Source organism: Variovorax sp. 770b2 (assembly GCF_900115685.1).
Taxonomy (GTDB): domain Bacteria; phylum Pseudomonadota; class Gammaproteobacteria; order Burkholderiales; family Burkholderiaceae_C; genus Variovorax.
This window is the reverse complement of record NZ_FOXJ01000011.1, coordinates 56,829-81,503: the sequence shown is the minus strand read 5'-3', so window position 1 is coordinate 81,503 and position 24,675 is coordinate 56,829. Positions and strand designations below refer to the sequence as shown.

Genomic DNA, 24,675 nt, shown 5'->3' with positions numbered 1-24,675 from the left:
GCGATCAGCCGCGATTGGGCGAAGGGGCGACCGGGAAGCTGATGGCGGGTGCGGGTGGCGCCGAAGGTGGCGCTTCAGCCGGCATGTCGGGCGGCGCATCGGCGCCGCCGCCTTCGAGGAAGCGGTCCATCAGCGTGAAGAAGCGGTCGTAGAAGCGCTCGTCGGTCAGGGTTTCGCTGGCCACCTTGACCATCGCGTCATCGCTGCCGGCAAAGGGCAGCGACAGCGACCCGAAAGCGCCCACGCCCACGCTGGCCGAGTTGTTGACCTTCTTGATGCCGTAGCGGTCTTGCAGTGCGGTCGCGAAAGCCACCGTGCTCTGCTTGCCGCCTTTGCCGCCCTCCCGCGCACAGACCACGCGGAACTCCACCTCGACGTGCACCTCGGCCGCCGGCTGGAAGCTCTTGCGCCCGGTCACCAGGTCGGCGTTGGCCGCCGTGACCATGTAGCCTTGGCTCAGGAGCGCGCGGCGTGCCGCCTCGCAGGTCTGGCCCTCGGTGGCGGCGTAGTTGCGCGTGTGGGTGGTGGTGGAGTCGAAGTCCTCGGGTTCGTACGACACGCGACGCGAGGTGCTGCCGCAGCCGGCGAGCACGAGGGCGGACAGCAGGCCCAGGACGAGGACCGGCGTGCGTAGCGAAGAAGAGGAAAAAGAAGAAGAAAAGGAATTGAAGTGGGACGGCATGGCGCGGCGAATGCTAACCGGCGCCTCCGCCGGCAAGGCTTCGAGCGTGGCGGCGCGCCGGCGTTCCCTTGCGGCGGGTTATTTTCAGGACCACATCAATACGTGATGGGCCCGCGCCTTCGTGGCGGCGATCAGCCGGGCGTTGGGTGCATCGGTGCCCGCCACCCATTCGCGCGCGGCTTCGGCGCTGCGGCCGAACTGCTGGTGGCGCTGCACGAGGCGCTCCTCGCGCACCGCGTCGTCGATGTCCACGTACCAGACCTCGTCGAGCATCGCCGCCGCGCCGGCCCAGGGACCGGCATCGTGCAGGAGGTAGTTGCCTTCGGTGATGACGAGCTGCGTCGATGGCAGCACCGCGATGGCGCCGGCAATCGGCTCCTCGATCTCGCGGCGGAATTCGGGGGCGTAGACGATGTCGCCGTCGGAGCGCTGGTCGCGCAGCCGCTGCAGCAGCGCCACGTAGCCAGCGCTGTCGAAAGTGTCGGGAGCGCCCTTGCGGTTGGCGCGGCCCAGGCGTTGGAGCTCGACGTTGGCCAGGTGAAAGCCGTCCATCGGCACGACCTGCGCGCGGCCGGCGCCGACCGCATGAAGCAGCGCCATCGCGAGCGTGGACTTGCCCGCGCCGGGCGCCCCGACCAGCCCCAGCAGCTTGCGCTGCCCGCTGGCCATGAGGGCCTGCAGACGGGCCAGGCCGTCCGCGGGAATGGAAGGGAGTTTCTGCACGGGGATGGTGGTCATGCCCGAGCGTACCGCCCCTTCCTGTCAAGAATCATGGGTACAGGCCGCGTTCCTGGCGTGCCATGAGGATTCGTTCGCAGGCCACCGCATAGGTTGCCGTGCGCAGCGTGATCTTGTGCTTGTCGGCCGTGTCCCAGATCTGGTTGAGCGCGTTCATCATGATGCGGTCCAGGCGCACGTTGATCTCGTCCTCGTCCCAGAAGAAGGACGAAAAGTCCTGCACCCATTCGAAGTAGCTCACCGTCACGCCGCCGGCGTTGCAGATCACGTCGGGCACCACCAGCACGCCGCGCTCGGCGAGGATGTCGTCGGCCGTGGGCACCGTGGGGCCGTTGGCGCCTTCGAGCACCAGCTTGGCGGTGGTCTTTTGCGCGCGTTCGGCGGTGATCTGGCCTTCGAGCGCGGCCGGGATCAGGATGTCGCAGGCCGTGTCCCAGAAGGCTTCGTTGGGCACCACGTCGCCGCCCTTGAAGGCGATCACGCCGTCCTTGTTGGCGATGGGGATCAGCGTCGCCAGGTCCAGGCCGTTGCTGTTGACGATGGTGCCGGTGTGGTCCTGCACCGCCACGATCTTGGCGCCCGCTTCGGCAAAGAGTTCGGCCGCGACCGAGCCCACGTTGCCGAAGCCCTGCACCGCGATGCGCGCGCCGCGCAGGTCCAGGCCCAGGCGGCGGGCCGCTTCACGGCCGGTGACGAACACGCCGCGGCCGGTGGCCTTGACGCGGCCGAGCGAGCCGCCCAGGTGCAGCGGCTTGCCGGTGACCACGCCGGTGGCGGTGCCGCCGGTGTTCATCGAGTAGGTGTCCATCATCCAGGCCATGATCTGGCCGTTGGTGTTGACGTCGGGCGCGGGGATGTCGGTGTGCGGGCCGATGATGATGCCGATCTCGCTGGTGTAGCGGCGGGTGATCTTTTCCAGCTCGTTCTGCGACAGCTTCTTCGGATCGACGCGGATGCCGCCCTTGGCGCCGCCGTAGGGCAGGTTCACCGCGGCGGTCTTGATGGTCATCCAGGCCGACAGGGCCATCACTTCTTCGAGCGTGACGTCGGGGTGGAAGCGCACGCCGCCCTTGCCCGGGCCGCGGCTCATGTTGTGCTGCACGCGATAGCCCTCGTAGTGGGCAATGCGACCGTCGTCCATTTCGATCGGCACGTCCACGATCAGCGCGCGCTTGGGGCGCTTCAAGGTTTCGACCCAGCGGGCCAGCGGGCCGAGGTACGGCACGACACGGTCGACCTGGGAGAGGTACGTTCCCCACGGGCTGTTGGCGGTGGGGGAGACGAAGGAGAGTTTTTCACTCATGAGAGATCCCTTGGATTGGAACTGAGGTGGCCGCAACGATAGACCTCTCGCGCCTGTCGCGCCATGGCTTATGCGCGCCGCGCTGACGGTTATGCAAGAGACGTTAGGCGGCGTTGCATCGGATCGCCCCCCGCATGGATTTCGCCGATGTAATCGCGGCGTGCGGCCATTGACGGCCTGGATTCCTAGATTGGTTCGCCGGCGCCATGTGGCGCCGGCGAACGACAACCCAAGGAGACCTTCACCATGCTGCACCGCACGCTTTTCTTCGCCCCACTGTCCACAACGGCGCTGGCGGCCCTGGCCGTCGCCGCGCTGGCACCGCTGGCCGCTTCGGCCGCCGGCGAATACCACTTCGCGCCCACCGAGGCCGGCGCGCAACGCTATCCAGACCACCTGCGCCAGGACCCGTCGCGCGACAGGGTCGTCGCCGAACTCGAGGCGGCGCAGAAGCAGCCCGCATGGAACACGGTGAGCCGCGGCGCGCCCTGGCCCGCATCGCGCGCGGGCCAGCCCGCCACGCGCGAGGCCGTGGAGGCGGAGGCGATCAAGGCCATGCGCGAGGGCACGATCCCTTCGGGCGAACGATAGGCACGGGCGGCGGCTCCACGTGCGCGCGCCGGGGCCGCCGCAGATAACCAAACTGTCATCGACTGGTTATCGATCGCGCAGATCCACTTCATAGAGTTGGCTTTACCAACCAACCACCTCAAGGAGCCAGCGAATGAAGTCCTCTTCCACCACCCGCACCACCCGCACCACCCGCACCATCAGCGCCATCGGCACCACCCGCATCCTGGGCACCGCCACCGTCGCCGCACTGCTGGCCCTCGCCTCGGCGCCGAGCCTTGCCGGCAACTATGCCGAAGGCGATCCGCGGCCCGTGCCGCTCGCCTCGTCCACGACGCGCGCCGCCGTGACGGCCGATGCGCAGCAGTGGCTCAAGAGCGCGCCCACGCAGGGCTACACCGCTGGCTATGCGCAGCAGGCGGCCGTCGTTTCCGCGAACAGCCGCGCCGCCGTGGCCGCCGACACGCGGCTGTGGATCCAGTCCGGCCTCGCCGCGCTGCAAAACGGCGAAGCCGGTGCCGACACGACGCGGCCCGCGTACCGCCAGGCCGTGGCCGAATACAACAAGCTGCGCGCGAGCCCCGCCTACGGCGCGCTGGTCGAGCAGTTCACGAGCCAGCAGGCGGCCGCGCAGTCGCGCATCACCGTTCGCTGACTGCAAAAGGCACCGGGTACCGCAGGGAGGGTCGACGCAGGGTAGGCACAGGGCATTTCCTTGGTTCTATCTCCTATGGCCAACTGCCATAGGCCGCATCTTCTGCAAAGAATCGATGCATGAACCGGATAATTCTCCAATGCTCGACCTCGACCGCATCGACCTGCGCCTGCTGAAGATCCTTCAGGAGGACGGGCGCATCACCAACCTCAAGCTGGCCGAGGCGGTGGCGCTCTCGCCCACCGCGGTGCTGGCGCGCGTGCAGCGCCTGACGCGCGACGGCTTCATCCTGGGCTACGAGGCGCGCCTGGACCCCGAGAAGCTGGGCCGTGGCTTCACGGTGTTCGTCGAGGTGCTGCTGGACCGCACCACGCCTAACGTGTTCGACCAGTTCAAGGCCGCGGTGCAGGTGCGCGACGAAATCATGGAATGCCACATGGTCGCCGGCGGCTTCGACTACCTGCTCAAGACCCGCATGGCCGACATGGCCGCGTACCGCGAGTTCGCGGGCACGGTGCTGTGGCAACTGCCCGGCGTGCGCGAGACGCGGACCTATGCGGTGATGGAAGAAGTGAAGAGCAGCGCGCGGCTGCCGCTGGGCATCTGAAACGCCGGCCGCTCAGGCAGGCTTTCTGGCCCGACCGCCGAAGATGGCGGTGCCGACCCGCACCATCGTGCTGCCGGCGCTGATCGCCGCTTCGAGGTCTGCGCTCATGCCCAGCGACAGCGTGTCCAGGTCGATGCCCGCCGCCCTGATCGATTCGAAAACCGCATGCGCCCGCAGGCACAGATCGCGCTGCGCCGCGAAATCCGGCGCCGGTTCGGGGATCGCCATGAGCCCGCGCAGGCGCAGCTGTGGCAACGCCGCCACAGCACGGGCGAGTTCGAGCGCCTCTCCTGGCGGCACGCCGGACTTGTTCGCGCCGCTGTCCACGTTAACCTGAAGGCATACATTGAGCGGCGGCAGATGGGCCGGCCGCTGCGCCGACAGGCGCTCGGCGATCTTGAGCCGGTCGATGCTATGGACCCAGTCGAACTGCTCAGCCACGGGCCGCGTCTTGTTGCTCTGCAGAGGGCCGATGCAGTGCCATTCGAGGGACGCGCGCAGATCGGCGAGGGCCTCGATCTTGTCCAGCCCCTCCTGCACGTAGTTCTCGCCGAAGGCCGATTGGCCCGCCGCATGCGCCTGGCGCACCGCCTCGGCCGCGAAGGTCTTGGACACCGCCAGCAGCCGGACCCCGGCCGGGTCGCGGCCGGCCGTTACACATGCCTCCACGATCCGCGTCTTTACTTGCTGGAGGTCGTCGCCAATCATCGTCATAATCGTCCAAAATCGTATCAAAACGTCACCGAACTCGAGCCGAGGAGCCCCGTGGACATCACCCAATTGCTGGCATTCAGCGTCAAGAACAAAGCCTCCGACCTGCACTTGTCGGCCGGGCTTCCGCCCATGATCCGTGTGAACGGCGACGTGCGCCGCATCAACGTGGATGCGCTCGACCACAAGGGCGTGCACGCGATGGTGTACGACATCATGAGCGACACGCACCGCAAGCACTACGAAGAATTCCTTGAGGTCGACTTCTCGTTCGAGATCGACGGCCTCGCGCGCTTCCGCGTGAACGCCTTCAACCAGGCACGCGGCGCGGCCGCCGTGTTCCGGACCATTCCCTCGAAGATCCTCACGCTCGAGCAGTTGAACGCGCCGAAGATTTTCGGCGAACTGGCGCTCAAGCCGCGCGGGCTGGTGCTGGTGACCGGCCCCACGGGCTCGGGCAAGTCGACCACGCTGGCGGCGATGGTGAACTACCTCAACGAAAACGAGTACGGCCACATCCTCACGGTGGAAGACCCGATCGAATTCGTGCACGAGTCCAAGAAGTGCCTCATCAACCAGCGCGAAGTGGGCCCGATGACGCTGTCGTTCGCCAACGCGCTGCGCTCGGCGCTGCGCGAAGACCCGGACGCCATTCTTGTGGGCGAGCTGCGCGACCTGGAAACCATTCGCCTGGCCATGACCGCGGCCGAAACGGGCCACCTGGTGTTCGGCACGCTGCACACCTCGTCGGCCGCCAAGACCATCGACCGGATCATCGACGTGTTCCCGGGCGAGGAAAAGGAAATGATCCGCGCGATGCTCTCGGAGTCGCTGCAGGCGGTGATTTCGCAGACGCTGTGCAAGACCAAGGACGGCCAGGGCCGCGTGGCGGCGCACGAGATCATGCTGGGCACGCCCGCCATCCGGAACCTGATCCGCGAGGCCAAGGTGGCGCAGATGTATTCGTCGATCCAGACCGGCCAGGGCTCCGGCATGCAGACGCTGGACCAGAACCTGACGGAGCTGGTTCGCCGCAACACGATTTCCGCCGCCGAGGCGCGCGGAAAAGCGAAGATTCCCGAGAATTTCCCCGGCTAGTCATGACGCCCCCCGGCTTTTCACTTCGCTGCGCTTCGTGTAACTCCACCCCGCATGGGGGAGGCGCGGCCGCCTTGGGGCGGCCCGGCGGTCGGCCGCCGGCAGGTTCAAACTAAACAGAGATCAAGGAGCGCTCTCATGGAACGCGATCAAGCCAGCCAGTTCATCAACGACCTGCTCAAGCTCATGGTGAGCCGCAACGGCAGCGACCTGTTCATCACCGCCGACTTTCCGCCCGCGATCAAGGTCGATGGCAAGGTCACCAAGGTGTCGCAGCAGGCGCTGGGCGCGCAGCACACGCTGGCGCTCACGCGCTCGGTCATGAACGACCGGCAGGTGGCCGATTTCGAGCGCACCAAAGAGTGCAACTTCGCGATCTCGCCGACCGGCATCGGGCGCTTTCGCGTCAACGCGTTCGTGCAGCAGGGCAAGGTCGGCATGGTGCTGCGGACCATTCCCGCCAAGCTGCCGACCATCGACGGCCTGGGCATGCCGCAGGTGCTCAAGGACGTGTCGATGACCAAGCGCGGCCTCACCATCCTGGTGGGCGCCACGGGCTCGGGCAAGTCGACCACGCTGGCCGCGATGATCGACTGGCGCAACGAAAACTCCTACGGCCACATCGTCACGGTGGAAGACCCGGTCGAATTCGTGCACCCGCACAAGAACTGCGTGGTGACGCAGCGCGAAGTGGGCATCGACACCGACAGCTGGGAAGCGGCGCTGAAAAACACGCTGCGCCAGGCGCCCGACGTGATCCTGATGGGCGAAATCCGCGACCGCGAAACCATGGAGCACGCCGTGGCCTTCGCCGAAACCGGACACCTGTGCATGGCCACGCTGCACGCCAACAGCGCCAACCAGGCGCTGGACCGGATCATCAACTTCTTCCCCGAAGAGCGCCGCGCGCAGCTCCTGATGGACCTGTCGCTGAACCTGCGCTCGCTGGTCTCGCAGCGCCTGGTGCCCACCGAGGACGGCCAGGGCCGCGTGGCCGCCGTCGAGGTGCTGCTGAACACGCCGCTGATCTCCGACCTGATCTTCAAGGGCGAAGTGGGCGAGATCAAGGAGATCATGAAGAAGAGCCGCAACCTGGGCATGCAGACCTTCGACCAGGCGCTGTTCGACCTGTTCGAGAGCCACTCGATCACCTTCGATGACGCGATCCGCAACGCCGACTCGGCCAACGACCTGCGGCTGCAGATCAAGCTCAACAGCCAGCGCGCGCGCAGCCCCGACCTGGCGGCCGGCACGGAGCACTTCGCGATCGTCTGAACAACGAGGCCCTCCGGCTTTTCGCTCCAGCCGCCATGGGGGAGGCGCAGGCCGCCTCGGGACGGCCCGGCGGTGCCTGCAGGCTCAGTCGATCTGCCGCTGCCACGCGGCGAAGATCCCTGCCGCCAGCGCAATCACGGCCATCGCCGTGAACCCGTCGAGCGAGGCCATGAAGGTGGCCTGCTGCTCGAGCGTGCGCCACAGCGTTCCGAGCGCCATCGCATGCGCCTCGCCGGCGGCGTGGCCCGCGGCCGCGAATCCATGGGTCAATGAATCCAGCGCCTGCATGAAGGCGGAATTGGCCGGGTTGGCCGACTCGCTCAGCCGCACCTCGTGCAGCGCCTGGCGGTGCTGCTGCAGCGCGATCACGCTCGAAGTCGCGAACGAAATGGCGAGCTGGCGCACCAGGTTCTTGAGCCGGTAGCCGTGCGCGAACTCCTCGGCGGCGAAAGGGCGGAAGGTGAGATTGGCCACCGGCAGCACGACGAAGAGCATCAGGAGCCCACGCAGCAGCAGCGGCACCACGAGCGCTTCGCGCCCCGCCTGCGGCGTGACCCGCGACAGCCACCACGCCGCCAGCACCGCGATGCCGAAGCCCGCGACGATGAGCCACTTCTTGCGCGTGAGCCGCCCCGAGAACCGGAGGTACACGAACACCAGCAGGCCGGTGGCCAGCGACATCGCACCCGTGAAGTACCCGGTGTCGCCAACGGTGAAGCCGAGCCCGCCTTCCATCAGCCGCGGCAGCAGGTAGCTGAAGCCGGTCGACAGGTAGTAATAGACGACGTAGAGCGCCAGCCCCACGCGGAACGACGCGCTGCGCAGCGCATGCAGCCGCACCAGCGGCGCGGGGTGCCGCCACTGCTGCCAGCCGAACCACGCGAGCCCCGCCACGCCGGCGATCGTGAGGCCGATCAGCGCCGGCGAGCCGGTGAACAGCTCGAAGTGCGAGCGCGTCAGCACCACCTGCAGCGCCGCCTGCGCGAGCGCGAACACGAGGTAGGCGACGTAGTGCGGCTCGGTGCGTTCGTGCGGCGCGACGTCGCCGATGTCGGGCAGGGTCCAGAGCACCAGGAGGCCGATCAACGCGGCCACCGGCGCGGTGCTCGCGAAAAGCCAGCGCCAGTCGAAGTTGGTGACCAGGAAGGCACCGGCGATCGGTGCCAGCGCGCCGCCGAACACGATCAGCACCATGAAAGCCTTGAGCGCCTTGGCGCGCCGCGCCGGCGGAATGCCGATCTGGATCAGGATGCGGCAGGCGCCCAGCATCGGGCCGACGAAGTAGCCCTGCACCGCGCGCGCGAACGTGAGCTGCATCGAGCTTTCGCACAGCGCCGCGCCCACGCCGCCCGCGGCGAAGGCGAACATGCAGATCGCCAGGTAGCGCCGGTAACCCAGCCGCTCGATCCATGCGTGCTGGTGCAGGATGCCGAGCACCGCGCCCAGCGCATAGGCACTGGAGGCCCAGACCAGCTCGTCGGGCGACGCGTTCACGCCGCCGGCGATGTAGCTCGCGAAGAAGGCGAACAGGGCGTTGTCGAAATAGTCGATGGCCGTCACGAGGCCGATCGCCCAGGGCAGCAGCGCCGCGGCGGCGATGCCGCGCGAGGGCCACCAGCCCAGGGCCGGCGCGCTCATGGCGCGGGCCGCTCCCGGCGGCGCTGCGCGAGGAGCTCTTCCGCCGGCTCGCCGGCCAGGCGGCGTTCGACGTAGTCGAGGTCCCGGCGCAGTTGCACCTGCATGGCGGCCGCCTCCTTGAGTTCGCGGCGGACCTGGGCGACGCGGGCGTCCAGCGTGGCGAGCTGCTCGCCGAGCGTCTCGCGCAGGGCCTTGAGCGAGGCGGTCGACAGGCGCGGACGCCCGCCCTCGGCCGGTGCCTCCATCGGCTGCTGCAGCATGGCGGTGATGGCCGTGAGCGAGAAGCCCAGCGAGCGCATGCGCAGCACCCGCGTCAGCCGGTCGAGATCGGCCTGTTCGTAGAGCCGGTAGCCGCCCTCGCTGCGCACGGGCACGACGATGCCCAGTTCCTCGTAGTACTTGAGCGTGCGCGGCGTCACGCCGAGCCGGGCCGCGGCATCGCGCACGGTGATGGTCTTGGAGGAGGCTGCGGCAGTGGTCATGAGGGTTCGATTTTACCCAAACCTGTACGTTCACGTACAGGTTTGGGGCCATCGCACCGGTCACGGAATGGCTTTAAGCTCTCGCCCCATGAGCAGCATCAACACCCGAACCTACGAATCCATCCCCGCGCAGACGGTCGCTTTTCTCGGCCTGGGCGTCATGGGCGGGCCGATGGCCGGCCACCTGGCCAAGGCCGGCCACAGCGTCACGGTCTACAACCGCACGGCCGCAAAGGCTGAGGCCTGGGCCGCCGAATTCGGCCCGCCGGGCCGCCATGCCGCCACCCCGCGCGAAGCCGCGGCGGGCGCAGACATCGTCTTCTGCTGCGTCGGCAACGACGAGGACCTGCGCTCGGTGGTGCTGGGCGACGACGGCGCCTTCGCCGGCATGAAGAAGGGCGCGGTGCTCGTCGACCACACGACCGCTTCGGCCGACGTGGCGCGCGAGCTGTCCAAGGCGGCCCTGGCGCTGGGCCTGCACTTCATCGACGCGCCGGTGTCCGGCGGCCAGGCCGGTGCGCAGAACGGCGCGCTGACCGTGATGTGCGGCGGCGACGCAGCCGCCTTCGAGCGCATCCAGCCGGTGGCTGCGGCGTTTTCACGCGCCGTCACGCTGCTGGGCGAGAGCGGTGCCGGCCAGCTCGCAAAGATGGTGAACCAGATCGCCATCGCGGGCCTGGTGCAGGGCCTGTCGGAAGCCATTGCCTTCGGCCAGCGCGCGGGCCTGGACATGGAAGCCGTGCTCGGCGTCATCGGCAAGGGCGCGGCCCAGAGCTGGCAGATGGACAACCGCGGCAAGACCATGATCCAGGGCAAGTTCGACTACGGCTTTGCCGTCGACTGGATGCGCAAGGACCTGGGCCTGGTGCTCGACGAGGCCAAGCGCAACGGTGCGCGCGTGCCGGTGACGGCGCTGGTCGACCAGTTCTACGCCGACGTGCAGCAGGCCGGCGGCAGGCGCTGGGACACCTCGAGCCTGATCATCCGGCTCAAATGAAAAAAGCCCGCGGATGCGGGCTTTTTGATTTCAGCGGACCGGCGAGGTCGTCACCGCCGGCGCCGAGCCCGGCGCGGGCAGCGGCTCCATCGGCGGCAGCGGCACGCGCGAGGATGATGACGACGGCGTCGCGTTGCTCACCGGCGCAGGGCCCGTGCCGCCGCGCTGTCCCGCGGACTGGTTCGCCGCCTGGCTCGCGGCGAGGTCGGCTTCGCTCACCACCTCGACCACGCGCACGACCTTCATCACGCCGCCCACGCCGCGCGTGATCTCGGTCGCGCGATCGGTCTCGCGCCGCGTGGCGATGCCCATCAGGTAGACCACGCCGCGTTCGGTGATCACCTTGAACGAGTTGGCGAAGATGTCCTTCGCATCGAGCAGCGAGGCCTTCACCTTGCCGGTGATGTAGAGGTCGTTCGAGCGGTCCTGGAAGGTGCTGGGCGCGCCCAGCGTGAGTTCGTTCACCACGGAGCGCACGTTGACGATGCGGCTCACCTCGTCCTCGACGCGGCGGCGGTCGGCCTCGTTGCCCACCGCGCCAGTCAGGAGCACCTGGCGGTTGTAGCTGGTGACGCTCACGTACATCTGGTCGTTGGCGATGTCGCGCACGCGGGCCGCGGCGCGCAGCTCGATGCCCTGGTCGTCCAGCTGGGCGCCCGAGCTGCGGCGATCGGTCGCCACCATGCCCACGCCCACCACCGCGGCGCCGCCCACCACGAGCGGAACGCAGGCGGAGAGACCGGCGACCAGTGCGGCACCCAGGGTGAGTGCGAGGGCAAAACGTTGGGTCGGTGTCGTCATGGTCATGAGGAAGCTTCCTGTTCTCCGAGTAACTGGGCGTCCACCCCGTCGCACAGGCAGTGCAGCGCGAGCAGGTGGACTTCATGGATGCGCGCCGCACGCTCGTGCGGCACGCTGATCTGGACGTCGGTTTCGCGCAGCGCGCGGCCGATGACGCCGCCGGTGCCGCTGCTGCCCGCGCCGGGCGCAGCGGGCGGGCCCGACACGGCGTTGCCGAGCAGAGCGACCACGGTCATGTCGCGCTCATGCGCAGCCAGGACGGCCGCCAGCACGGCCGTCGACTGCCCGCTGGCACTCAAGGCGAGCAGCACGTCGCCGGCCTGGCCCAGCGCGCGCACCTGGCGGGCAAAGCGGTCGGCATCCATGGCATTGGCGCTGTCGGCGTTGGGGTCGGTGGTGTCGCCGGGCAGTGCGATCGCGCCCAGCTCGGGGCGCTCGCGTTCGAAGCGGCCGACGAATTGCGCGGCGAACTGCGCGGCCAGCAGGCCCGAGACGCCCGCGCCGCAGGCCAGCACCTTGCCGCCGCTGGTCACGCAGGCCAGGATGGCCTGCATCGCTTGAGAGATGGGTTTGCTCAGGACCGGTCCGGTCTGGTATTTGAGGTCGGCACTGTCGATGAAGTGCTGCTGAATCCGTTGCTCGAGCATGAGGCGGGATGATAACTGGGGGTTGTGAAACAGAACGTTGGAATGCCCCCCCGAATCTCCGCGCACTTCGTGTCGCTTCGACTCCTCCCTCGAGGGGGCTCACCCGGTGGCCCGGCAAAGCCGGTTCCGCGGGTGCGCTGGCAGGGGCTGCGCCCCGGGTTTCGAACGGATCAGCCCGCTTCGAAGGCACCTGGGAGCCAGGTGATTTTCTCCTCCACCAGCACCACGTCGAAACGGCACGGCGGCACCGTGCGCAGCCGGCTCAGGTAGTGCTGCGCGGCGAACACGATGCGCCGCTGCTTCGGCCCGGTGATGCTGCCGCCCGCGCCGCCATGCGTGCCGGCGCTGCGCTGGCGCACCTCGACGAACACCAGCGTGCCACCGCCGGGATCGCGCGGATCGCGCATGATCAGGTCGATCTCGCCGCCGCCGCGGCCGGGCGTTCGATAATTGCGCGCGATCAGCGCGAGGCCGGCGTCCTGTAGGTGTTCGAGCGCGGCGTCTTCCGCCGCATCGCCGCGACGCTTCGTGGTGGTGGTCTTCATGGCTCCCTGCCGTCTTCTCTTTTTTGTCGTTCGCTCTCACGGAGAAACCTCTTGGCTTCACTCGCCCCTGCTTCTTTCGGCGCCGCCCTTGCGGCCGCGCACGACGCCGCGGGTGCGCAGCATTATCCGCAGGCCACGCTCTACGTGGTGGCCACGCCGATCGGCAACCTGGCCGACATCACGCTGCGCGCACTGCACGTGCTGCAGCTGGTGGACGTGATCGCCTGCGAGGACACCCGCCACACCCAGAGCCTCTTGCGCGCCTACGGCATCGACCGCCCCGGCGCCCGGCTGCTCGCGGTGCACCAGCACAACGAGGCCGAGGCCGCGCAGGCCGTCGTCGCGCGCCTGGCACAAGGCGAGCGCATCGCGTACGTGAGCGACGCCGGCACCCCCGGCGTGAGCGACCCCGGCGCGCGGCTCGTCGCTGCGGTGCGCGCGGCGGGCCAGCGCGTGCTGCCGCTGCCGGGCGCGAGCAGCGTCACGACGCTGATCGGTGCCGCCGGGCTGGTGGCCGATGGCGCGGACGGCAACGCGAGCAGCGCCTTCGTCTTCGCGGGCTTCCTGCCGAGCAAGGCGGGCGAGCGCGACACCGCCGTGCAGGCGCTCTCGCAGGAGCCGCGCGCCGTGGTGCTGCTGGAGGCGCCGCACCGCATCGAAAGCCTCGCGCGTGCCCTCTCGGTGCTGGGCGAGCGCCGCATCACCGTGGGCCGCGAGCTCACCAAGCAGTTCGAGGACATTGCGACGGTGGCGGCAAGCGCCCTGCCCGACTGGTTCGGCGCGGACCGCGACCGCATCCGGGGCGAATTCGCGCTGGTGCTGCACCCGGTCGCGGTGAGCGGCGACGGCGGTGCTGAAGGCGAGCGCGTATTGCGCTTGCTGCTGGCCGAGTTGCCGGTGAAGACTGCCGTGAAGCTGGCCGCCGAGATCAGCGGTGCGCCGCGCAATGCGCTGTATGAAACCGCGCTGCGCATTCGTAACGACGGCAACGACGGCAACGACGGCAGCGACGAACCGGCCGACTAGCCGTCCAGCTCCGCATACCGCCTGAATATCCCGTCCTCGTTGAACGCGATGCGGCGCGGGCTCTGCAGGTAGTCGTGCACGCGCTGGCGGCGCTTGACGTTGGCATGCAGTTTCTCGACGGCCGGCGCAGGGGCCAGCGCCCTCGCGGTGGCTTTCGGGAACGCGTAGTGCAGGCCGTCGACCAGCTGGAACAGCGAGAGATCGGCATAGGTCAGCATGTCGCCGACCAGGTGCAGGTCGCCCGCGGGATTGCGCTGGAGCACCTGCTCGAACCAGTTCAGGAACTTGGGAATGCGCTCTTCGCGGAAGGACCGCGCACGCTGGACGGCGGCATCGCGCTGGTCTTCGTAATAGGCGCCGGTCGAGATCGGATGGTGCGTGTCGTGCGCCTCGGCCACCACGTCGGCGATGGTGAGTTGCAGCTGGTGGGTCCACAGGCCGTCGGACTCGCCGACGCCCGAGAGCCCCAGGCGCGGCCCCAGGTACAGCAGGATTGCGGCGGTCTGGCCCACCACGACGTCGCCGTCGACCAGGAAAGGCGGCGCGAAGGCCGCGCGGGCGTTGTTGGGGTCGCCGAGCCGCTCGCCCAGTGCGGACTCGCCGCCGCCCTTGGCCTCGGGCAGCCGCGCCACATCGACATAGTCGGCACCCGCTGCCTCGAGCGCGAGCCGCACGAATTCACCGCGGCCCTGGATCGTGGGCCAGTAATGGAGTTGGTAAGGCATGCGGCCATGGTGTCAGGGTCTGTGCAGCCCTGCAACCGGCTCGGGGGTTCACGCGCCGCGTGGCGCAGGGCTCACCAGAATTTCCACCAGGGCCGCGGTGCCAGGCGCAGCGCCTGCGGGCGGGTGTCCAGGTCGATGTTCTGGGTGACCGTGTCGCCGGAGCGGCGCCGCATCTCGGTTTCGAGGGCATGCGCGATGCCGCGCGCCTGTTTTTCGCCGCGCAGCGCGCGCCGGCGCCACTCCGCGGCATGTTCCGCCAGGCTGGCCTCGTCCAGATCAGTCAACTCCGTCATCGATGGAAATCTTGCATGTGCGCGGCGGCGAAGAGACGCCGGCGCGCGGTGAATGGTCGTGGGGAGAACGTCGAGGGGGAAAGAAAAAGACCGGACGCCTTGGGAGGCTTCCGGTCTTGCAGGGGTCTCACCGCCAGGAGTCTCACCCAACGGGGGGAAAGCCATGGTACCGCATCGGGCCCCGGCGATGCCGCTGCCGGGCAGTGTCGGCGATCACTTCCGGACCGCCGCAATCACCTTGCGCGGAAGCCAGTACGCCAGCGTCCCCGCCGCGGCAAAGGCGATCAGCCCGGTCACGGCGATGCCCGCGGCCAGGGACAAGCCGCCCGCCAGAAGAGACAGCAGCGCCGGGCCGCAGGAGGAGCCGATGTCGGACATCAGGCGCCATATGCCCAGGAAGTGCGCGCGGCCGTGGCGCGGCGAGTGGTCGGCGCCGATGGTCATGATCATCCCCGAGCCGATGCCGTTGCCGAAGCCGATCGCCAGCGACGCGAGCAGCAGCGTGGCGACGCCGGTCGTGAGCGGCATCAGCAGCATCGCCAGCCCCATGATCAGCATCGAGGGCACCGCGACCCAGCGCCGGCCCTTCCTGTCCATCACCTTGCCGGCCGGATAGAACACCAGCATGTCGATGCCGCCCGCCAGGCCGTAGATCAGCGAAGCCACCGAGGGCGCCAGCATCAGGTGGTCGGCCCACAGCGGGATCACGGCCTGGCGCGAGGCCCGCACCGCGCTGACCAGCACCACGCCCAGGCCCAGCGTGAGGAACACATGCCGGTGGTCCCGCAAGGTCGAGAGGACGGATGTCGAGGCGGGCGCCGCCTGCCCGGCCGGGACCGGCGGCACCTGCAGGTCGGGAATGCGCGCGCCGATGGCCGCGGCCCCCATCACCGCCACGATGCCGACCACATAGGCCGCGGAAAGGCCGAACACATGCACCGCCCCCGCCGCCAGGAAAGGCCCGGCGAACATGCCGATGCGCATGACGCCGCCCAGCGTCGAGAGGGCCCGCGCACGGTACTCGATGGGCACCGCCTCGGTCATGTAGCTCTGGCGCGCGAGGTTGTAGACGGCCTGCGACATGCCCACCATGAAGCAGCCCGCGGCGAACAGGCCCAGGTGCGAGGTCAGCACGCACAGGAGCATGCCCAGGCCGCTCCACACGCCCGCCGCGACGATGGCCCAGCGCTCGCCCCAGCGCATCGTGATCATCGAAGCGGGGATGTTGTTGAACAGCGAGCCGATGCCGATCATGGCGATCACCAGGGCGGCCATGGGCACGGAAGCCCCCAGGCCGCGCGCCGTCAGCGGCACGATGGGCAGGATGGCGCCCTCGCCCAGCCCGAAGAGCAACGAAGGCGCAAACGCCGGCACGGCGATGCGCCACAGGGAAAAAGGAGGGGTGGGCGTTGGAGCGGGGAGCGGCGATGACATGCGCGGAAAGGTCCGGGTTGCGGCCCCGGCCCGCAGCGCGGACGAGAAGCGGGCGAAGAGCGCGGCGATTGTCTCGCCGATGCCCGGATTCGTCAGACCGTCATGAAAAAAGCCGGAAGCTTTTGCAAGCTTCCGGCTTTGTATTTGGTCCCGCCGCCAGGAATCGAACCTGGATCTCAGCCTTCGGAGGGCCGAATTCTATCCGTTGAAATACAGCGAGAGAGGGGCTCCGGAAAATCTCCGGAGCCAGAGATTATCGCCTATCAGGCGGCGGCAGTTTCCGCTTCGTTCGCGACCACCGCGCCGGTCGCCGGCCGCTCGAAGCCCAGCCCCGCCAGATAGACGCGAAAGGTGCGCCGGCCGGTGGGCACCAGGTCGAAGGCCTCGGGGTCGAGCAGCCAGTTCTGGATGAGGCCGCTGATCAGCGCATGCATGCCCTGCGCCGCCACGTGGCCGGGCACCGGCAGCTTGACGTGGGCGCGGCGCGCAGCCAGTCGCAGGGCTTTTTCGAAATCGACCACGCAGGCATTGCGCGCATCCAGGTGGCGCTGCTGCACCGAGGCCATGTCGTGCGTGTACTCGACCTTGTGGGTGGCCACGTCGAACACGCGGCGCACCTGCGGGTCGGTGGTCATGAGGGTCAGCGCGTGGACCATGCCCTCCTCGATCTCGAGCAGCGGGTCGTCGCTGCCGGCAGCAGCCTCGCTCCTGGGCGCGGCCTCCAGCGGCAGGATGACGCGCTCCATCATCGCGTTGAAGAGGTCGGCCTTGTCCTTGAAGTGCCAATAGATCGCACCGCGCGTCGCGCCGGCCTGCTGCGCGATCTGCTGCAGCGAGGTCTGCGAGACGCCCTGCGCCTGAAACAGCAGCTCCGCGGCATCGAGCAACCGATTCCGCGTGGCCAATGCTTCTTCCTTCGTACGACGTGCCACCAAGTCTCCTGATTTGTAAAGCGAACGCCCCTTGCGTATCGTGGGGCCATTCACGGAGTCACTATACATCCATGAATGTATGTAAACTAGCGGGCTTCCCCGATGGCCCGGCTGTTTATGCTGTCATCCTGTTCGCACCGCGAACACGCCGCCATCTCCCGTCTTCGCTTCAAAGGAATCGCATGCCTCTCCTGCATGTCTCGCGCTCATCGTCCTTTTCGCCGCGTCTCGCGACCGTGGCCGCCGTTGTCCTGTTGGTCCTCGCGGGCTGCGGCAAGGGCGATGCACCCGCCGGTCCGGGCGGCGCGGGAGGCGGCGGCCATCCGCCGGCCCCCGAAGTGGGCGTTGTCGTGGCCACGCCGACCGATGTCGGCCTCGTGACCGAACTGCCGGGCCGCCTGGAAGCCTCGCGCATCGCACAGGTCCGCGCGCGGGCCTCGGGCATCCTGCTCAAGCGCGAGTTCCGCGAAGGCAGCGACGTGAAGGCCGGCCAGCTCCTGTTCCGCATCGATCCGGCACCGCTGGTGGCCGCTTCGCAGAACGCCCAGGCCACGCTGGCCCGCGCCGAAGCCAACGCCGTGCAGGCCAAGGCGCTGGCCGACCGCTACAAGCCGCTGGTCGAAGCCAACGCCGTCAGCAAACAGGAATACGCCACCGCCGTCGCCTCGCAGAAGACCGCCGAAGCCGACGTGGCCTCGGGCCGTGCCGCAGTGACGACCGCCAAGATCAACCTCGGCTACGCCGACGTGACCTCGCCCATCGCGGGCCGCATCGGCCGCGCCCTCGTGACCGAAGGCGCGCTGGTGGGCCAGGGCGACGCCACCGAGCTGGCCGTGGTGCAGCAGATCAACCCGGTGTACGTGAACTTCACGCAGTCGGCCTCCGACGTGCTGAAGCTGCGCCGCGCGCTGGCCGCCGGCCAGTACAAGCGCGCGGGCGGCGAAGAGGCCGCCAGCGTGAGCGTCGTGCTGGAAGACGGCAGCGACTACCCGCTGCCCGGCAAGCTGCTGTTTTCCGACCTCACGGTGGATTCGACCACCGGCCAGGTCACGCTGCGCGCCGAAGTGCCCAACCCCAAGGGCGAACTGCTGCCAGGTCTCTATGTGCGCGTGAAGCTCGAGCAGGCCCAGGCCACCAACGCGATCACGCTGCCGCAGCAGGCCGTCACCCGCACCCAGCAGGGCGACACCGTCTCGGTGGTCGACAAGGACGGCAAGATCAGCAAGCGCACCGTCAAGATCAGCGCCGCCAAGGACAACCAGTGGGTGGTGCTGGACGGCCTGAAGTCCGGCGAACAGGTGATGGTCGACGGCTTCCAGAAGCTGCAGATGATGCCGCCCGGAACGCCCGTGAAGGCCGTGCCGTGGAAGAAGCCGGACCCGAACGCAGCCCCTGCTCCCGCAGCACCTGCACCGGGCGCCGCCCCCGCAGCCGCGCCGGCTGCAGCGGCACCGGCCGCCGCACCCGCGGCAGCCCCCGCCGCGAACGGCCAGGCTTCCGCGCCGGCCGAGAAGAAGTAATCAGGAGCGCGCCGCATGGCCAAATTCTTTATCGACCGACCGATCTTTGCCTGGGTGATCGCGCTGTTCATCCTGGTGATGGGCGGCGTGGCAATCACCCAGCTGCCGATCTCGCAGTACCCGCCGGTGGCCCCTCCGGCCATCGTGATCAACGTCGCCTACCCCGGCGCCTCGGCCCAGACGCTGGAGGACAGCGTGCTGTCCGTCATCGAGCGCGAAATGAACGGCTCGCCGGGCCTGATCTACATGGAATCGGTGGCCCAGGCCGACGGTACCGGCTCCATCACGATCAGCTTCGAGGCCGGCACCAACGACGACCTCGCGCAGGTGGACGTGCAGAACCGGCTCTCCCGCGCCACGCCGCGCCTGCCGGCCGCGGTGACGCAGCAGGGCGTGCGCGTGGACAAGTCGCGCAACAACTTCCTGCTGTTCGCGATGCTGTCTTCGGACAATCCCGCCTTCGACCCGGTCGCGCTCGGCGACTACGCCTCGCGCAATATCCTGCCCGAGCTGCAGCGTGTCGTGGGCGTGGGCCAGGCCCAGCTGTTCGGCACCGAGAACGCCATGCGCGTGTGGATCGATCCGGCCAAGCTGCAGGGCTTCAACCTGTCGCCCACCGACGTGAACAACGCGATCCGCGCGCAGAACGCCCAGGTGTCCTCCGGCACCATCGGCGACCTGCCCAACATTCCCGGCCAAGCCATCGCGGCGACCGTGGTGGTGAACGGCCAGCTCGCCAACGTGGAGCAGTTCAAGAACATCGTGCTGCGCGCCAACACCGATGGCTCGGCCGTGCGGCTGAAAGACGTCGCGCGCGTCGAACTCGGCGGCCAGTCGTATGCCACCTCGGCCCGCCTGAACGGCGTGCCCGCGGTCGGTATCGGCGTCCAGCCGACCCCCAACGGCAACGCACTGCAATCGGCCAAGGCGATCCGCGCCAAGATGGCCGAGCTGGAGCGCTTCTTCCCGCCGGGCGTGAAGTGGAACATTCCGTACGACAGCTCGCGCTTCGTGCAGATCTCCATCACCGAAGTGGTCAAGACGCTGCTGGAAGCCGTGGCTCTGGTGTTCGTGGTGATGTTCCTGTTCCTGCAGAACTGGCGCTACACGATCATCCCGACCATCGTGGTGCCGATCGCGCTCCTGGGCACGTTTGCTTCGCTGCTCGCACTGGGCTTCTCGATCAACGTGCTGACCATGTTCGGCATGGTGCTGGTGATCGGCATCGTGGTGGACGATGCCATCGTGGTGGTGGAGAACGTCGAGCGCATCATGAGCGAAGAGGGGCTCTCGCCGCTGGAAGCCACGCGCAAGGCCATGAAGCAGATCTCCGGCGCCATCATCGGCGTGACGGTGGTGCTGATCTCGGTGTTCGTGCCGCTCGCGTTCTTCGCCGGCTCGACCGGCAACATCTACCGCCAGTTCTCGGCGGTGATGGTGACCTCGATCGCCTTCTCGGCCTTCATGGCGCTGTCGCTCACGCCGGCGCTGTGCGCCACGCTGCTCAAGCCCGTGGAAGCCGGCCACCACCACGAGAAGCGCGGCTTCTTCGGCTGGTTCAACCGCGGTTTCTCGCGCACGGCCAAGGGCTATGAAAGCATCGTCGCGCGCATCCTGCGCCGCGCCGCGCGCTACCTGATCATCTACGTGGCGATCATCGGCGCGGTGGCCTACACCTACACGCACCTGCCCAGCTCGTTCCTGCCGGAAGAAGACCAGGGCAACATCATCGTGAACGTGCAGCTGCCCCCGGGCGCGACGCAAGAGCGTGCGCTGGCGGTCATGCAGCAGGTCGAAGGCTTCATCCTGAAGCAGCCCGAAGTGCAGAGCATGGTGGGTGTGATGGGCTTCAGCTTCTCGGGCCAGGGCCAGAACGCGGGCCTTGCCTTCGTGACGCTGAAGGACTGGGCAGAACGCAAGGACCCGGCCCACTCGGCCAGCGCGCTGGCCGGCCGTGCCTTCGGTGCGCTCTCGGGCATCCGCGACGCCTTCATCTACCCGCTGAGCCCCCCGCCCATTCCCGAACTGGGCAACGCCAGCGGCTTCAGCTTCCGGCTGCAGGATCGCTCGGGCGCAGGCCACGAGGCGCTGATCAACGCACGCAACCAGTTGCTGGGCATGGCCGGGCAGAGCAAGATCCTGTCGCAGGTTCGCCCCGACGGCCTGGAAGACGCGCCGCAGCTGCAGATCGACATCGACCGCGAAAAGGCCAGCGCGCTGGGCGTGACCTTCGACGCGATCAATGCGACGCTCTCCACGGGCCTGGGCTCCAGCTACATCAACGACTTCCCGAACCGCGGCCGCCTGCAGCGCGTGGTGGTGCAGGCCGATGCACCGGCCCGCATGCAGCCCGACGACCTGCTCCGGCTGAACGCCAGCAACACGCAGGGCCAACCGGTGCCGCTGTCGGCCTTCGCGACCACCAAGTGGGTCACGGGCGCCACGCAGACGGTGCGCTACAACGGCTACCCGGCGATCCGCATCAGCGGCTCTGCCGCGGCGGGCTTCAGCACGGGTGCCGCCATGGCCGAGATGGAAAAGCTCGCCGCGCAGCTGCCGCAAGGCTTCGGCTTCGAATGGACCGGCCAGTCGCGCGAGGAAAAGCTCGCGGGTTCGCAGGCCATCGTCCTGTACGGCTTCGCGATCCTGGCGGTGTTCCTGTGCCTGGCCGCGCTGTACGAGAGCTGGTCGATCCCGCTGTCGGTGATCCTGGTGGTGCCGCTCGGTGTGCTGGGCGTGCTGCTGGCAACCATGCTGCGCTCCTATTCGAACGACGTGTACTTCCAGGTGGGGCTGATCACGATCATCGGCCTCTCGGCGAAGAACGCGATTCTGATCATCGAGTTCGCCAAGGACCTGCAGGCACAGGGCAAGGGCATCGTCGAATCGGCGCTGGCCGCGGCCCACCTGCGATTCCGGCCGATCGTGATGACCTCGCTGGCCTTTGGCCTGGGCGTGGTGCCGCTGGTGATCGCCTCGGGCGCCGGCTCGGCCAGCCAGCGCGCCATCGGCACCGGCGTGCTCGGCGGCATGGTGACCGGTACGGCGCTCGCCGTGATTTTCGTGCCGGTGTTCTTCGTCGTCGTGCGCACCCTGTTCAAGGGCAGTGCGCGCCAGCATGAGGCCGACAAGCGGCATGCAGAAGCCGCCGGCATCGTGGAGGAACCCAAGCATGACTAAGAAACTGATTCCCACAGCCCTGGCCGCAGCGATGCTGCTGGCGGGCTGCTCGCTGATCCCGACCTACGAGCGCCCCGCCGCGCCGGTGCCGACCACCTTCCCGGGTGACCCGTCGCAACCGGGCGGCCCGGCCGCCGCGGCCCTGCCGTGGGAGGACTTCTTCACCGATCCGCGCCTGTCGGGCCTGATCCAGACCGCGATTGCCAACAACCGCGACCTGCGCGTGTCGGTGCTCAACATCGAGCAGGCGCGCGCGCAGTTCCAGATCGAGCGCTCGGCCCTCTTCCCGGCGCTCGGCCTCACGGGATCGGGCTCGCGCTCGAGCCCCAATGTCTACCAGGCGATCGACCCGAGCCAGGGCAGCGTGACCTCGCAGTACAGCGTCAACTTCGGCTTCACGGCCTGGGAGCTGGACTTCTTCGGCCGCATCCGCGCGCTGAAGGACCAGGCGCTGGCGCAGTACCTGGCCACCGAGGAAACGCGCAAGGCCGCGCAGATCAGCCTGATCGCCTCGGTCGCCACCGGCTGGATCACGCTGATGGCCGACGACGAACTGCTGGAGATCACGCGCCAGACGATGGTCACGCGCGAGGAATCGGTGCGCCTGGCCAAGCTGCGCTTCGACAACGGCGTGTCGTCCGAAATCGACTTCCAGGCCGCGAACACGGCCGCGGAAAGCGCCCGCGCCACCTACGCGCAGCAGCAGCGCGCGCGCATGCAGGACGAGAACGCGCTCGCCCTGCTGCTGGGCGCGCCGGTGCCGGCGACGGCACTCTCGGGCGGCACCAAGGGCCTGGACGGCATCCAGCCGATGCCCGACGTGCCCGCGGGCCTGCCTTCGGACATGCTGATCGAGCGGCCCGACATCCGCGCGGCCGAGCAGCAGCTGATTGCCGCCAACGCCAACATCGGCGCGGCGCGCGCGAACTTCTTCCCGCGCGTGTCGCTCACCAGCTCGATCGGCACCGCGAGCAGCGAGTTCTCGGGCCTGTTCGACCGCGGCTCCAAGGCCTGGTCGTTCGCGCCCACGGTCACGCTGCCGATCTTCGATGCGGGCCGCAACTGGGCCACGCTGCAGTCGTCCAAGGCCGGGCGCGAGATCGCGGTCGCGCAGTACGAGAAGTCGATCCAGACCGCATTCCGCGAAGTGGCCGACGCCCTCGCGGGCCGCGCCACGCTGGGCGAAGAGGTGCGTGCGCAGCGCGCGCAGGCCACAGCGGAAGCGGTGCGCTTCAAGCTCTCGGACCTGCGTTACCGCAACGGCATCGCCAGCGCGCTGGACCTGCTCGATGCGCAGCGTTCGCTGTTCACGGCGCAGCAGTTGGCGGTGAATGCGCGGCTGTTGCAACTGCAGAACCAGGTCACGCTGTACAAGACGCTGGGTGGCGGCTGGGCAACGCGCGACAAGGGTTGAGGCGCTTGCGCGCCCGATATCGGGAGGCCAATCGCCCGCCGGGGCGGGGGGCCTCTCTATAATCGTCGGTTGATCTAGAAAAAGCCCCCCGACGAGCCCCCGTTATTGAGGACGCCATGAGCGCAGACCCGCACTACCAGGCCACAGAAGAAGCCCATACAGGCCCCATCAAGAACCCGAAGCAACTGCTGCTCGCGGTATTTTTCTCCTTCATTGCACCGATCCTGATCATCGTGGGACTTGTCGCCTACGTGGTCTCGGGCACCAAGCCCGCCGGCACCGCGGAGGGCGACAACATGGCGCTCTACGGCGTGTCGAAGGAATCGCGCGACAAGGAAGTGGCCGACCGCCTCAAGAAGGTCGGCGCCATCGAGATCCGCGACGCCAACCGGCCGCTGACCGCTGGCGAGGCCGTCTTCAAGGCCCAGTGCATTGCCTGTCACGGCGCGCCCGGCATTCCCGGCGCACCGCATTACAGCGACGCTGCAGCCTGGGGCCCCCGCATCGGCCAGGGCTACGCCACGCTGCTGGAGCATGCGCTCAAGGGCAAGGGCGCGATGCCTCCCCAGGGCGGCGGCGACTTCGAAGACCTCGAAATCGGCCGTGCGGTGGTCTACATGGCCAATGCCGGTGGCGCCAAGTTCCCGGTGCCCGATCGCCCGGCGGCCACAGCGCCCGCAGAAGGCGCTTCGGGTGCTGCGCCTGCCGCGTCGGCACCGGCTGCCGCAGCCTCGACGGCTGCTGCCCCGGCCAAGTAATCCCTCCCTCTCTGCTTCGCCCCAAAGAAAAAGCCGGCCCAGCGCCGGCTTTTTTGTGGGCGATGCGCGCCCCTGAACTATTGTTTTGATAGCGCCTCGGCAGCGCCCGCATGGCGTTTCGCCGGGCTCATGACATGGCCGAAGCGTTGCGGCAAATCGCCGGCCTGCACTGCCTCGGGCGTCCACAGTCCCTGTTCGATCGCTTCGGCCGCGATGCCGACGTCCTGCGTGTGCACCAGCCCGAGCCCGATCGGCGCGACCAGATAGAGCCGCCCGGCCTCGTCGAGCAGGCAGGCCGAGACGTCGACCGTCTGGCCGGTATGGGCGGTGACCGTGAATCTGCCGCCGCCCTCGTCCGCCACGCGCCAGACCATCGGCGCAGCCTCCAGTTCGACGTACACGCGCTGCGGCCCGTTCTGGAAGAACCACTGCCCTTCGTCGTCGTGCTCGTAGTTGCGATGGATGAAGTCGATCAGCTTGTCGTGCCGCAGCATCGAGCCCTTGGCCTGCACGAACGGGCCCTCGGCCTGGGTGCGGTCGTCGCGCATGTACCAGTTGCCGCGCGCATCGAGCCCCAGCCAGCCGTAGCAGTGCGGCACGTTGGGCCATTTGGCGAGCGCCTGTTTGACGATGTCGTCCATGAA

25 protein-coding genes and 1 tRNA gene are annotated in these 24,675 nt (G+C 68.4%); 11 read left to right on the top strand and 15 right to left on the bottom strand.

Annotation, left to right across the window (positions count from 1 at the left end; translation table 11 throughout):
* Positions 1–4: 4 nt before the first annotated feature.
* The 3 genes from BM133_RS33015 to BM133_RS33005 all read right to left on the bottom strand — a co-directional run bounded on the left by BM133_RS33015 (position 5) and on the right by BM133_RS33005 (position 2,723).
* The gene (locus BM133_RS33015) at positions 5–682 is read right to left on the bottom strand and encodes a DUF2242 domain-containing protein (RefSeq protein WP_093443551.1); all 678 of its coding nucleotides are present in this window, start codon (positions 680–682) and stop codon (positions 5–7) included.
* Between the two features lie 84 nt (positions 683–766).
* Positions 767–1,420 carry a nucleoside/nucleotide kinase family protein gene (locus BM133_RS33010; RefSeq protein WP_093443549.1) on the bottom strand — a complete coding sequence of 218 codons (654 nt, stop codon included), beginning with the start codon at positions 1,418–1,420 and terminating at the stop codon, positions 767–769.
* Positions 1,421–1,451: 31 nt separating this feature from the next.
* A complete protein-coding gene (locus BM133_RS33005) occupies positions 1,452–2,723 on the bottom strand; it encodes a Glu/Leu/Phe/Val family dehydrogenase (RefSeq protein ID WP_093443547.1) in 1,272 nt (423 codons plus the stop codon).
* A gap of 246 nt (positions 2,724–2,969) precedes the next feature.
* Between BM133_RS33005 and BM133_RS33000 the strand changes: the two genes are divergently transcribed.
* The 3 genes from BM133_RS33000 (at position 2,970) to BM133_RS32990 (ending at position 4,555) form a co-directional block, all read left to right on the top strand.
* Positions 2,970–3,314, top strand: a complete 345-nt coding sequence (locus tag BM133_RS33000; protein ID WP_093443545.1) for a DUF4148 domain-containing protein — start codon at positions 2,970–2,972, stop codon at positions 3,312–3,314.
* 133 nt (positions 3,315–3,447) lie between these two features.
* Positions 3,448–3,948: a hypothetical protein gene (locus BM133_RS32995; protein WP_093443543.1), complete on the top strand. Its 501-nt coding sequence runs from the start codon at positions 3,448–3,450 to the stop codon at positions 3,946–3,948.
* 139 nt (positions 3,949–4,087) lie between these two features.
* The gene (locus BM133_RS32990; RefSeq protein WP_013543828.1) at positions 4,088–4,555 is read left to right on the top strand and encodes an Lrp/AsnC ligand binding domain-containing protein; all 468 of its coding nucleotides are present in this window, start codon (positions 4,088–4,090) and stop codon (positions 4,553–4,555) included.
* A 12-nt stretch (positions 4,556–4,567) separates the two neighbouring features.
* Here the strand turns inward: BM133_RS32990 and BM133_RS32985 are convergent, their stop codons facing one another.
* Complete coding sequence (locus BM133_RS32985; protein ID WP_093443541.1) at positions 4,568–5,269, bottom strand: YggS family pyridoxal phosphate-dependent enzyme; 702 nt, start codon at positions 5,267–5,269, stop codon at positions 4,568–4,570.
* A 51-nt stretch (positions 5,270–5,320) separates the two neighbouring features.
* Here BM133_RS32985 and BM133_RS32980 point away from each other — a divergent pair, with 51 nt between their 5' ends.
* Both BM133_RS32980 and BM133_RS32975 read left to right on the top strand, forming a co-directional pair.
* Positions 5,321–6,364 carry a type IV pilus twitching motility protein PilT gene (locus tag BM133_RS32980; protein WP_093443539.1) on the top strand — a complete coding sequence of 348 codons (1,044 nt, stop codon included), beginning with the start codon at positions 5,321–5,323 and terminating at the stop codon, positions 6,362–6,364.
* A gap of 138 nt (positions 6,365–6,502) precedes the next feature.
* Positions 6,503–7,639 (top strand): PilT/PilU family type 4a pilus ATPase, encoded by a 1,137-nt coding sequence (locus tag BM133_RS32975; RefSeq protein ID WP_093443537.1) that lies wholly within the window; start codon positions 6,503–6,505, stop codon positions 7,637–7,639.
* Positions 7,640–7,723: 84 nt separating this feature from the next.
* Here the strand turns inward: BM133_RS32975 and BM133_RS32970 are convergent, their stop codons facing one another.
* Positions 7,724–9,277 carry an MFS transporter gene (locus tag BM133_RS32970; protein WP_093443535.1) on the bottom strand — a complete coding sequence of 518 codons (1,554 nt, stop codon included), beginning with the start codon at positions 9,275–9,277 and terminating at the stop codon, positions 7,724–7,726.
* Entirely contained in the window at positions 9,274–9,759 is a 486-nt protein-coding gene (locus tag BM133_RS32965) for a MerR family transcriptional regulator (protein ID WP_093443533.1), read from the bottom strand. Before BM133_RS32965 ends, BM133_RS32970 begins: the two co-directional genes overlap by 4 nt.
* A gap of 88 nt (positions 9,760–9,847) precedes the next feature.
* On the opposite strand from BM133_RS32965, the gene BM133_RS32960 reads away from it, so the two are divergent.
* Complete coding sequence (locus BM133_RS32960) at positions 9,848–10,756, top strand: NAD(P)-dependent oxidoreductase (RefSeq protein WP_093443531.1); 909 nt, start codon at positions 9,848–9,850, stop codon at positions 10,754–10,756.
* 30 nt (positions 10,757–10,786) lie between these two features.
* On the opposite strand, the gene BM133_RS32955 is transcribed toward BM133_RS32960, so the two are convergent.
* From BM133_RS32955 to BM133_RS32945, 3 genes are all read right to left on the bottom strand, one after another.
* On the bottom strand, positions 10,787–11,563 hold the full coding sequence (locus BM133_RS32955) for a BON domain-containing protein (RefSeq protein ID WP_093443529.1): 777 nt from the start codon (positions 11,561–11,563) through the stop codon (positions 10,787–10,789).
* Positions 11,560–12,204 (bottom strand): SIS domain-containing protein, encoded by a 645-nt coding sequence (locus tag BM133_RS32950; protein ID WP_093443527.1) that lies wholly within the window; start codon positions 12,202–12,204, stop codon positions 11,560–11,562. The genes BM133_RS32955 and BM133_RS32950 overlap by 4 nt, the downstream gene beginning before the upstream one ends.
* A 170-nt stretch (positions 12,205–12,374) precedes the next feature.
* On the bottom strand, positions 12,375–12,749 hold the full coding sequence (locus BM133_RS32945) for a YraN family protein (protein WP_093443525.1): 375 nt from the start codon (positions 12,747–12,749) through the stop codon (positions 12,375–12,377).
* 51 nt (positions 12,750–12,800) lie between these two features.
* On the opposite strand from BM133_RS32945, the gene rsmI reads away from it, so the two are divergent.
* Complete coding sequence (gene rsmI / locus BM133_RS32940; protein WP_093443523.1) at positions 12,801–13,775, top strand: 16S rRNA (cytidine(1402)-2'-O)-methyltransferase; 975 nt, start codon at positions 12,801–12,803, stop codon at positions 13,773–13,775.
* Here rsmI and BM133_RS32935 read toward each other — a convergent pair.
* The 5 genes from BM133_RS32935 to BM133_RS32915 all read right to left on the bottom strand — a co-directional run bounded on the left by BM133_RS32935 (position 13,772) and on the right by BM133_RS32915 (position 17,162).
* Complete coding sequence (locus BM133_RS32935; RefSeq protein ID WP_093443521.1) at positions 13,772–14,500, bottom strand: glutathione S-transferase; 729 nt, start codon at positions 14,498–14,500, stop codon at positions 13,772–13,774. The two genes, rsmI and BM133_RS32935, sit on opposite strands and share 4 nt — an antisense overlap.
* Positions 14,501–14,571: 71 nt before the next feature.
* Positions 14,572–14,793 (bottom strand): hypothetical protein, encoded by a 222-nt coding sequence (locus BM133_RS32930; RefSeq protein WP_041944048.1) that lies wholly within the window; start codon positions 14,791–14,793, stop codon positions 14,572–14,574.
* Between the two features lie 213 nt (positions 14,794–15,006).
* Entirely contained in the window at positions 15,007–16,227 is a 1,221-nt protein-coding gene (locus tag BM133_RS32925) for an MFS transporter (RefSeq protein WP_093443519.1), read from the bottom strand.
* A 145-nt stretch (positions 16,228–16,372) separates the two neighbouring features.
* Positions 16,373–16,447: transfer RNA gene (locus tag BM133_RS32920), tRNA-Arg, on the bottom strand.
* 43 nt (positions 16,448–16,490) lie between these two features.
* The gene (locus tag BM133_RS32915; protein WP_093443517.1) at positions 16,491–17,162 is read right to left on the bottom strand and encodes a TetR family transcriptional regulator; all 672 of its coding nucleotides are present in this window, start codon (positions 17,160–17,162) and stop codon (positions 16,491–16,493) included.
* A 179-nt stretch (positions 17,163–17,341) separates the two neighbouring features.
* Between BM133_RS32915 and BM133_RS32910 the strand changes: the two genes are divergently transcribed.
* The 4 genes from BM133_RS32910 (at position 17,342) to BM133_RS32895 (ending at position 24,031) form a co-directional block, all read left to right on the top strand.
* On the top strand, positions 17,342–18,679 hold the full coding sequence (locus BM133_RS32910; RefSeq protein WP_093443515.1) for an efflux RND transporter periplasmic adaptor subunit: 1,338 nt from the start codon (positions 17,342–17,344) through the stop codon (positions 18,677–18,679).
* A 15-nt stretch (positions 18,680–18,694) separates the two neighbouring features.
* Positions 18,695–21,859 (top strand): efflux RND transporter permease subunit, encoded by a 3,165-nt coding sequence (locus BM133_RS32905; protein ID WP_093443513.1) that lies wholly within the window; start codon positions 18,695–18,697, stop codon positions 21,857–21,859.
* Positions 21,852–23,273 carry an efflux transporter outer membrane subunit gene (locus tag BM133_RS32900; protein WP_093443511.1) on the top strand — a complete coding sequence of 474 codons (1,422 nt, stop codon included), beginning with the start codon at positions 21,852–21,854 and terminating at the stop codon, positions 23,271–23,273. The genes BM133_RS32905 and BM133_RS32900 overlap by 8 nt, the downstream gene beginning before the upstream one ends.
* Positions 23,274–23,389: 116 nt before the next feature.
* Positions 23,390–24,031, top strand: coding sequence for a c-type cytochrome (locus BM133_RS32895; protein WP_093443509.1), 642 nt, complete (start codon positions 23,390–23,392; stop codon positions 24,029–24,031).
* Positions 24,032–24,108: 77 nt separating this feature from the next.
* Here the strand turns inward: BM133_RS32895 and BM133_RS32890 are convergent, their stop codons facing one another.
* The gene (locus BM133_RS32890) at positions 24,109–24,672 is read right to left on the bottom strand and encodes a DUF2946 family protein (protein WP_093443507.1); all 564 of its coding nucleotides are present in this window, start codon (positions 24,670–24,672) and stop codon (positions 24,109–24,111) included.
* Between the last annotated feature and the right edge of the window lie 3 nt (positions 24,673–24,675).

What these genes read in the sequence shown, in the direction of transcription:
- BM133_RS32900 (WP_093443511.1), top strand. Translation starts at nt 21,852, where the DNA reads ATGACTAAGAAACTGATTCCCACAGCCCTGGCCGCAGCGATGCTGCTG.
- BM133_RS32935 (WP_093443521.1), bottom strand. Translation starts at nt 14,500, where the DNA reads ATGCCTTACCAACTCCATTACTGGCCCACGATCCAGGGCCGCGGTGAA.
- BM133_RS33005 (WP_093443547.1), bottom strand. Translation starts at nt 2,723, where the DNA reads ATGAGTGAAAAACTCTCCTTCGTCTCCCCCACCGCCAACAGCCCGTGG.
- BM133_RS32890 (WP_093443507.1), bottom strand. Translation starts at nt 24,672, where the DNA reads ATGGACGACATCGTCAAACAGGCGCTCGCCAAATGGCCCAACGTGCCG.
- BM133_RS32925 (WP_093443519.1), bottom strand. Translation starts at nt 16,227, where the DNA reads ATGTCATCGCCGCTCCCCGCTCCAACGCCCACCCCTCCTTTTTCCCTG.
- BM133_RS32945 (WP_093443525.1), bottom strand. Translation starts at nt 12,749, where the DNA reads ATGAAGACCACCACCACGAAGCGTCGCGGCGATGCGGCGGAAGACGCC.
- BM133_RS32990 (WP_013543828.1), top strand. Translation starts at nt 4,088, where the DNA reads ATGCTCGACCTCGACCGCATCGACCTGCGCCTGCTGAAGATCCTTCAG.
- BM133_RS32960 (WP_093443531.1), top strand. Translation starts at nt 9,848, where the DNA reads ATGAGCAGCATCAACACCCGAACCTACGAATCCATCCCCGCGCAGACG.
- BM133_RS33000 (WP_093443545.1), top strand. Translation starts at nt 2,970, where the DNA reads ATGCTGCACCGCACGCTTTTCTTCGCCCCACTGTCCACAACGGCGCTG.
- BM133_RS32985 (WP_093443541.1), bottom strand. Translation starts at nt 5,269, where the DNA reads ATGACGATGATTGGCGACGACCTCCAGCAAGTAAAGACGCGGATCGTG.
- BM133_RS32975 (WP_093443537.1), top strand. Translation starts at nt 6,503, where the DNA reads ATGGAACGCGATCAAGCCAGCCAGTTCATCAACGACCTGCTCAAGCTC.
- BM133_RS32950 (WP_093443527.1), bottom strand. Translation starts at nt 12,204, where the DNA reads ATGCTCGAGCAACGGATTCAGCAGCACTTCATCGACAGTGCCGACCTC.
- BM133_RS32910 (WP_093443515.1), top strand. Translation starts at nt 17,342, where the DNA reads ATGCCTCTCCTGCATGTCTCGCGCTCATCGTCCTTTTCGCCGCGTCTC.
- BM133_RS32930 (WP_041944048.1), bottom strand. Translation starts at nt 14,793, where the DNA reads ATGACGGAGTTGACTGATCTGGACGAGGCCAGCCTGGCGGAACATGCC.
- BM133_RS33010 (WP_093443549.1), bottom strand. Translation starts at nt 1,420, where the DNA reads ATGACCACCATCCCCGTGCAGAAACTCCCTTCCATTCCCGCGGACGGC.
- BM133_RS32965 (WP_093443533.1), bottom strand. Translation starts at nt 9,759, where the DNA reads ATGACCACTGCCGCAGCCTCCTCCAAGACCATCACCGTGCGCGATGCC.
- BM133_RS32905 (WP_093443513.1), top strand. Translation starts at nt 18,695, where the DNA reads ATGGCCAAATTCTTTATCGACCGACCGATCTTTGCCTGGGTGATCGCG.
- BM133_RS32995 (WP_093443543.1), top strand. Translation starts at nt 3,448, where the DNA reads ATGAAGTCCTCTTCCACCACCCGCACCACCCGCACCACCCGCACCATC.
- BM133_RS32895 (WP_093443509.1), top strand. Translation starts at nt 23,390, where the DNA reads ATGAGCGCAGACCCGCACTACCAGGCCACAGAAGAAGCCCATACAGGC.
- BM133_RS32970 (WP_093443535.1), bottom strand. Translation starts at nt 9,277, where the DNA reads ATGAGCGCGCCGGCCCTGGGCTGGTGGCCCTCGCGCGGCATCGCCGCC.
- BM133_RS32955 (WP_093443529.1), bottom strand. Translation starts at nt 11,563, where the DNA reads ATGACCATGACGACACCGACCCAACGTTTTGCCCTCGCACTCACCCTG.
- BM133_RS33015 (WP_093443551.1), bottom strand. Translation starts at nt 682, where the DNA reads ATGCCGTCCCACTTCAATTCCTTTTCTTCTTCTTTTTCCTCTTCTTCG.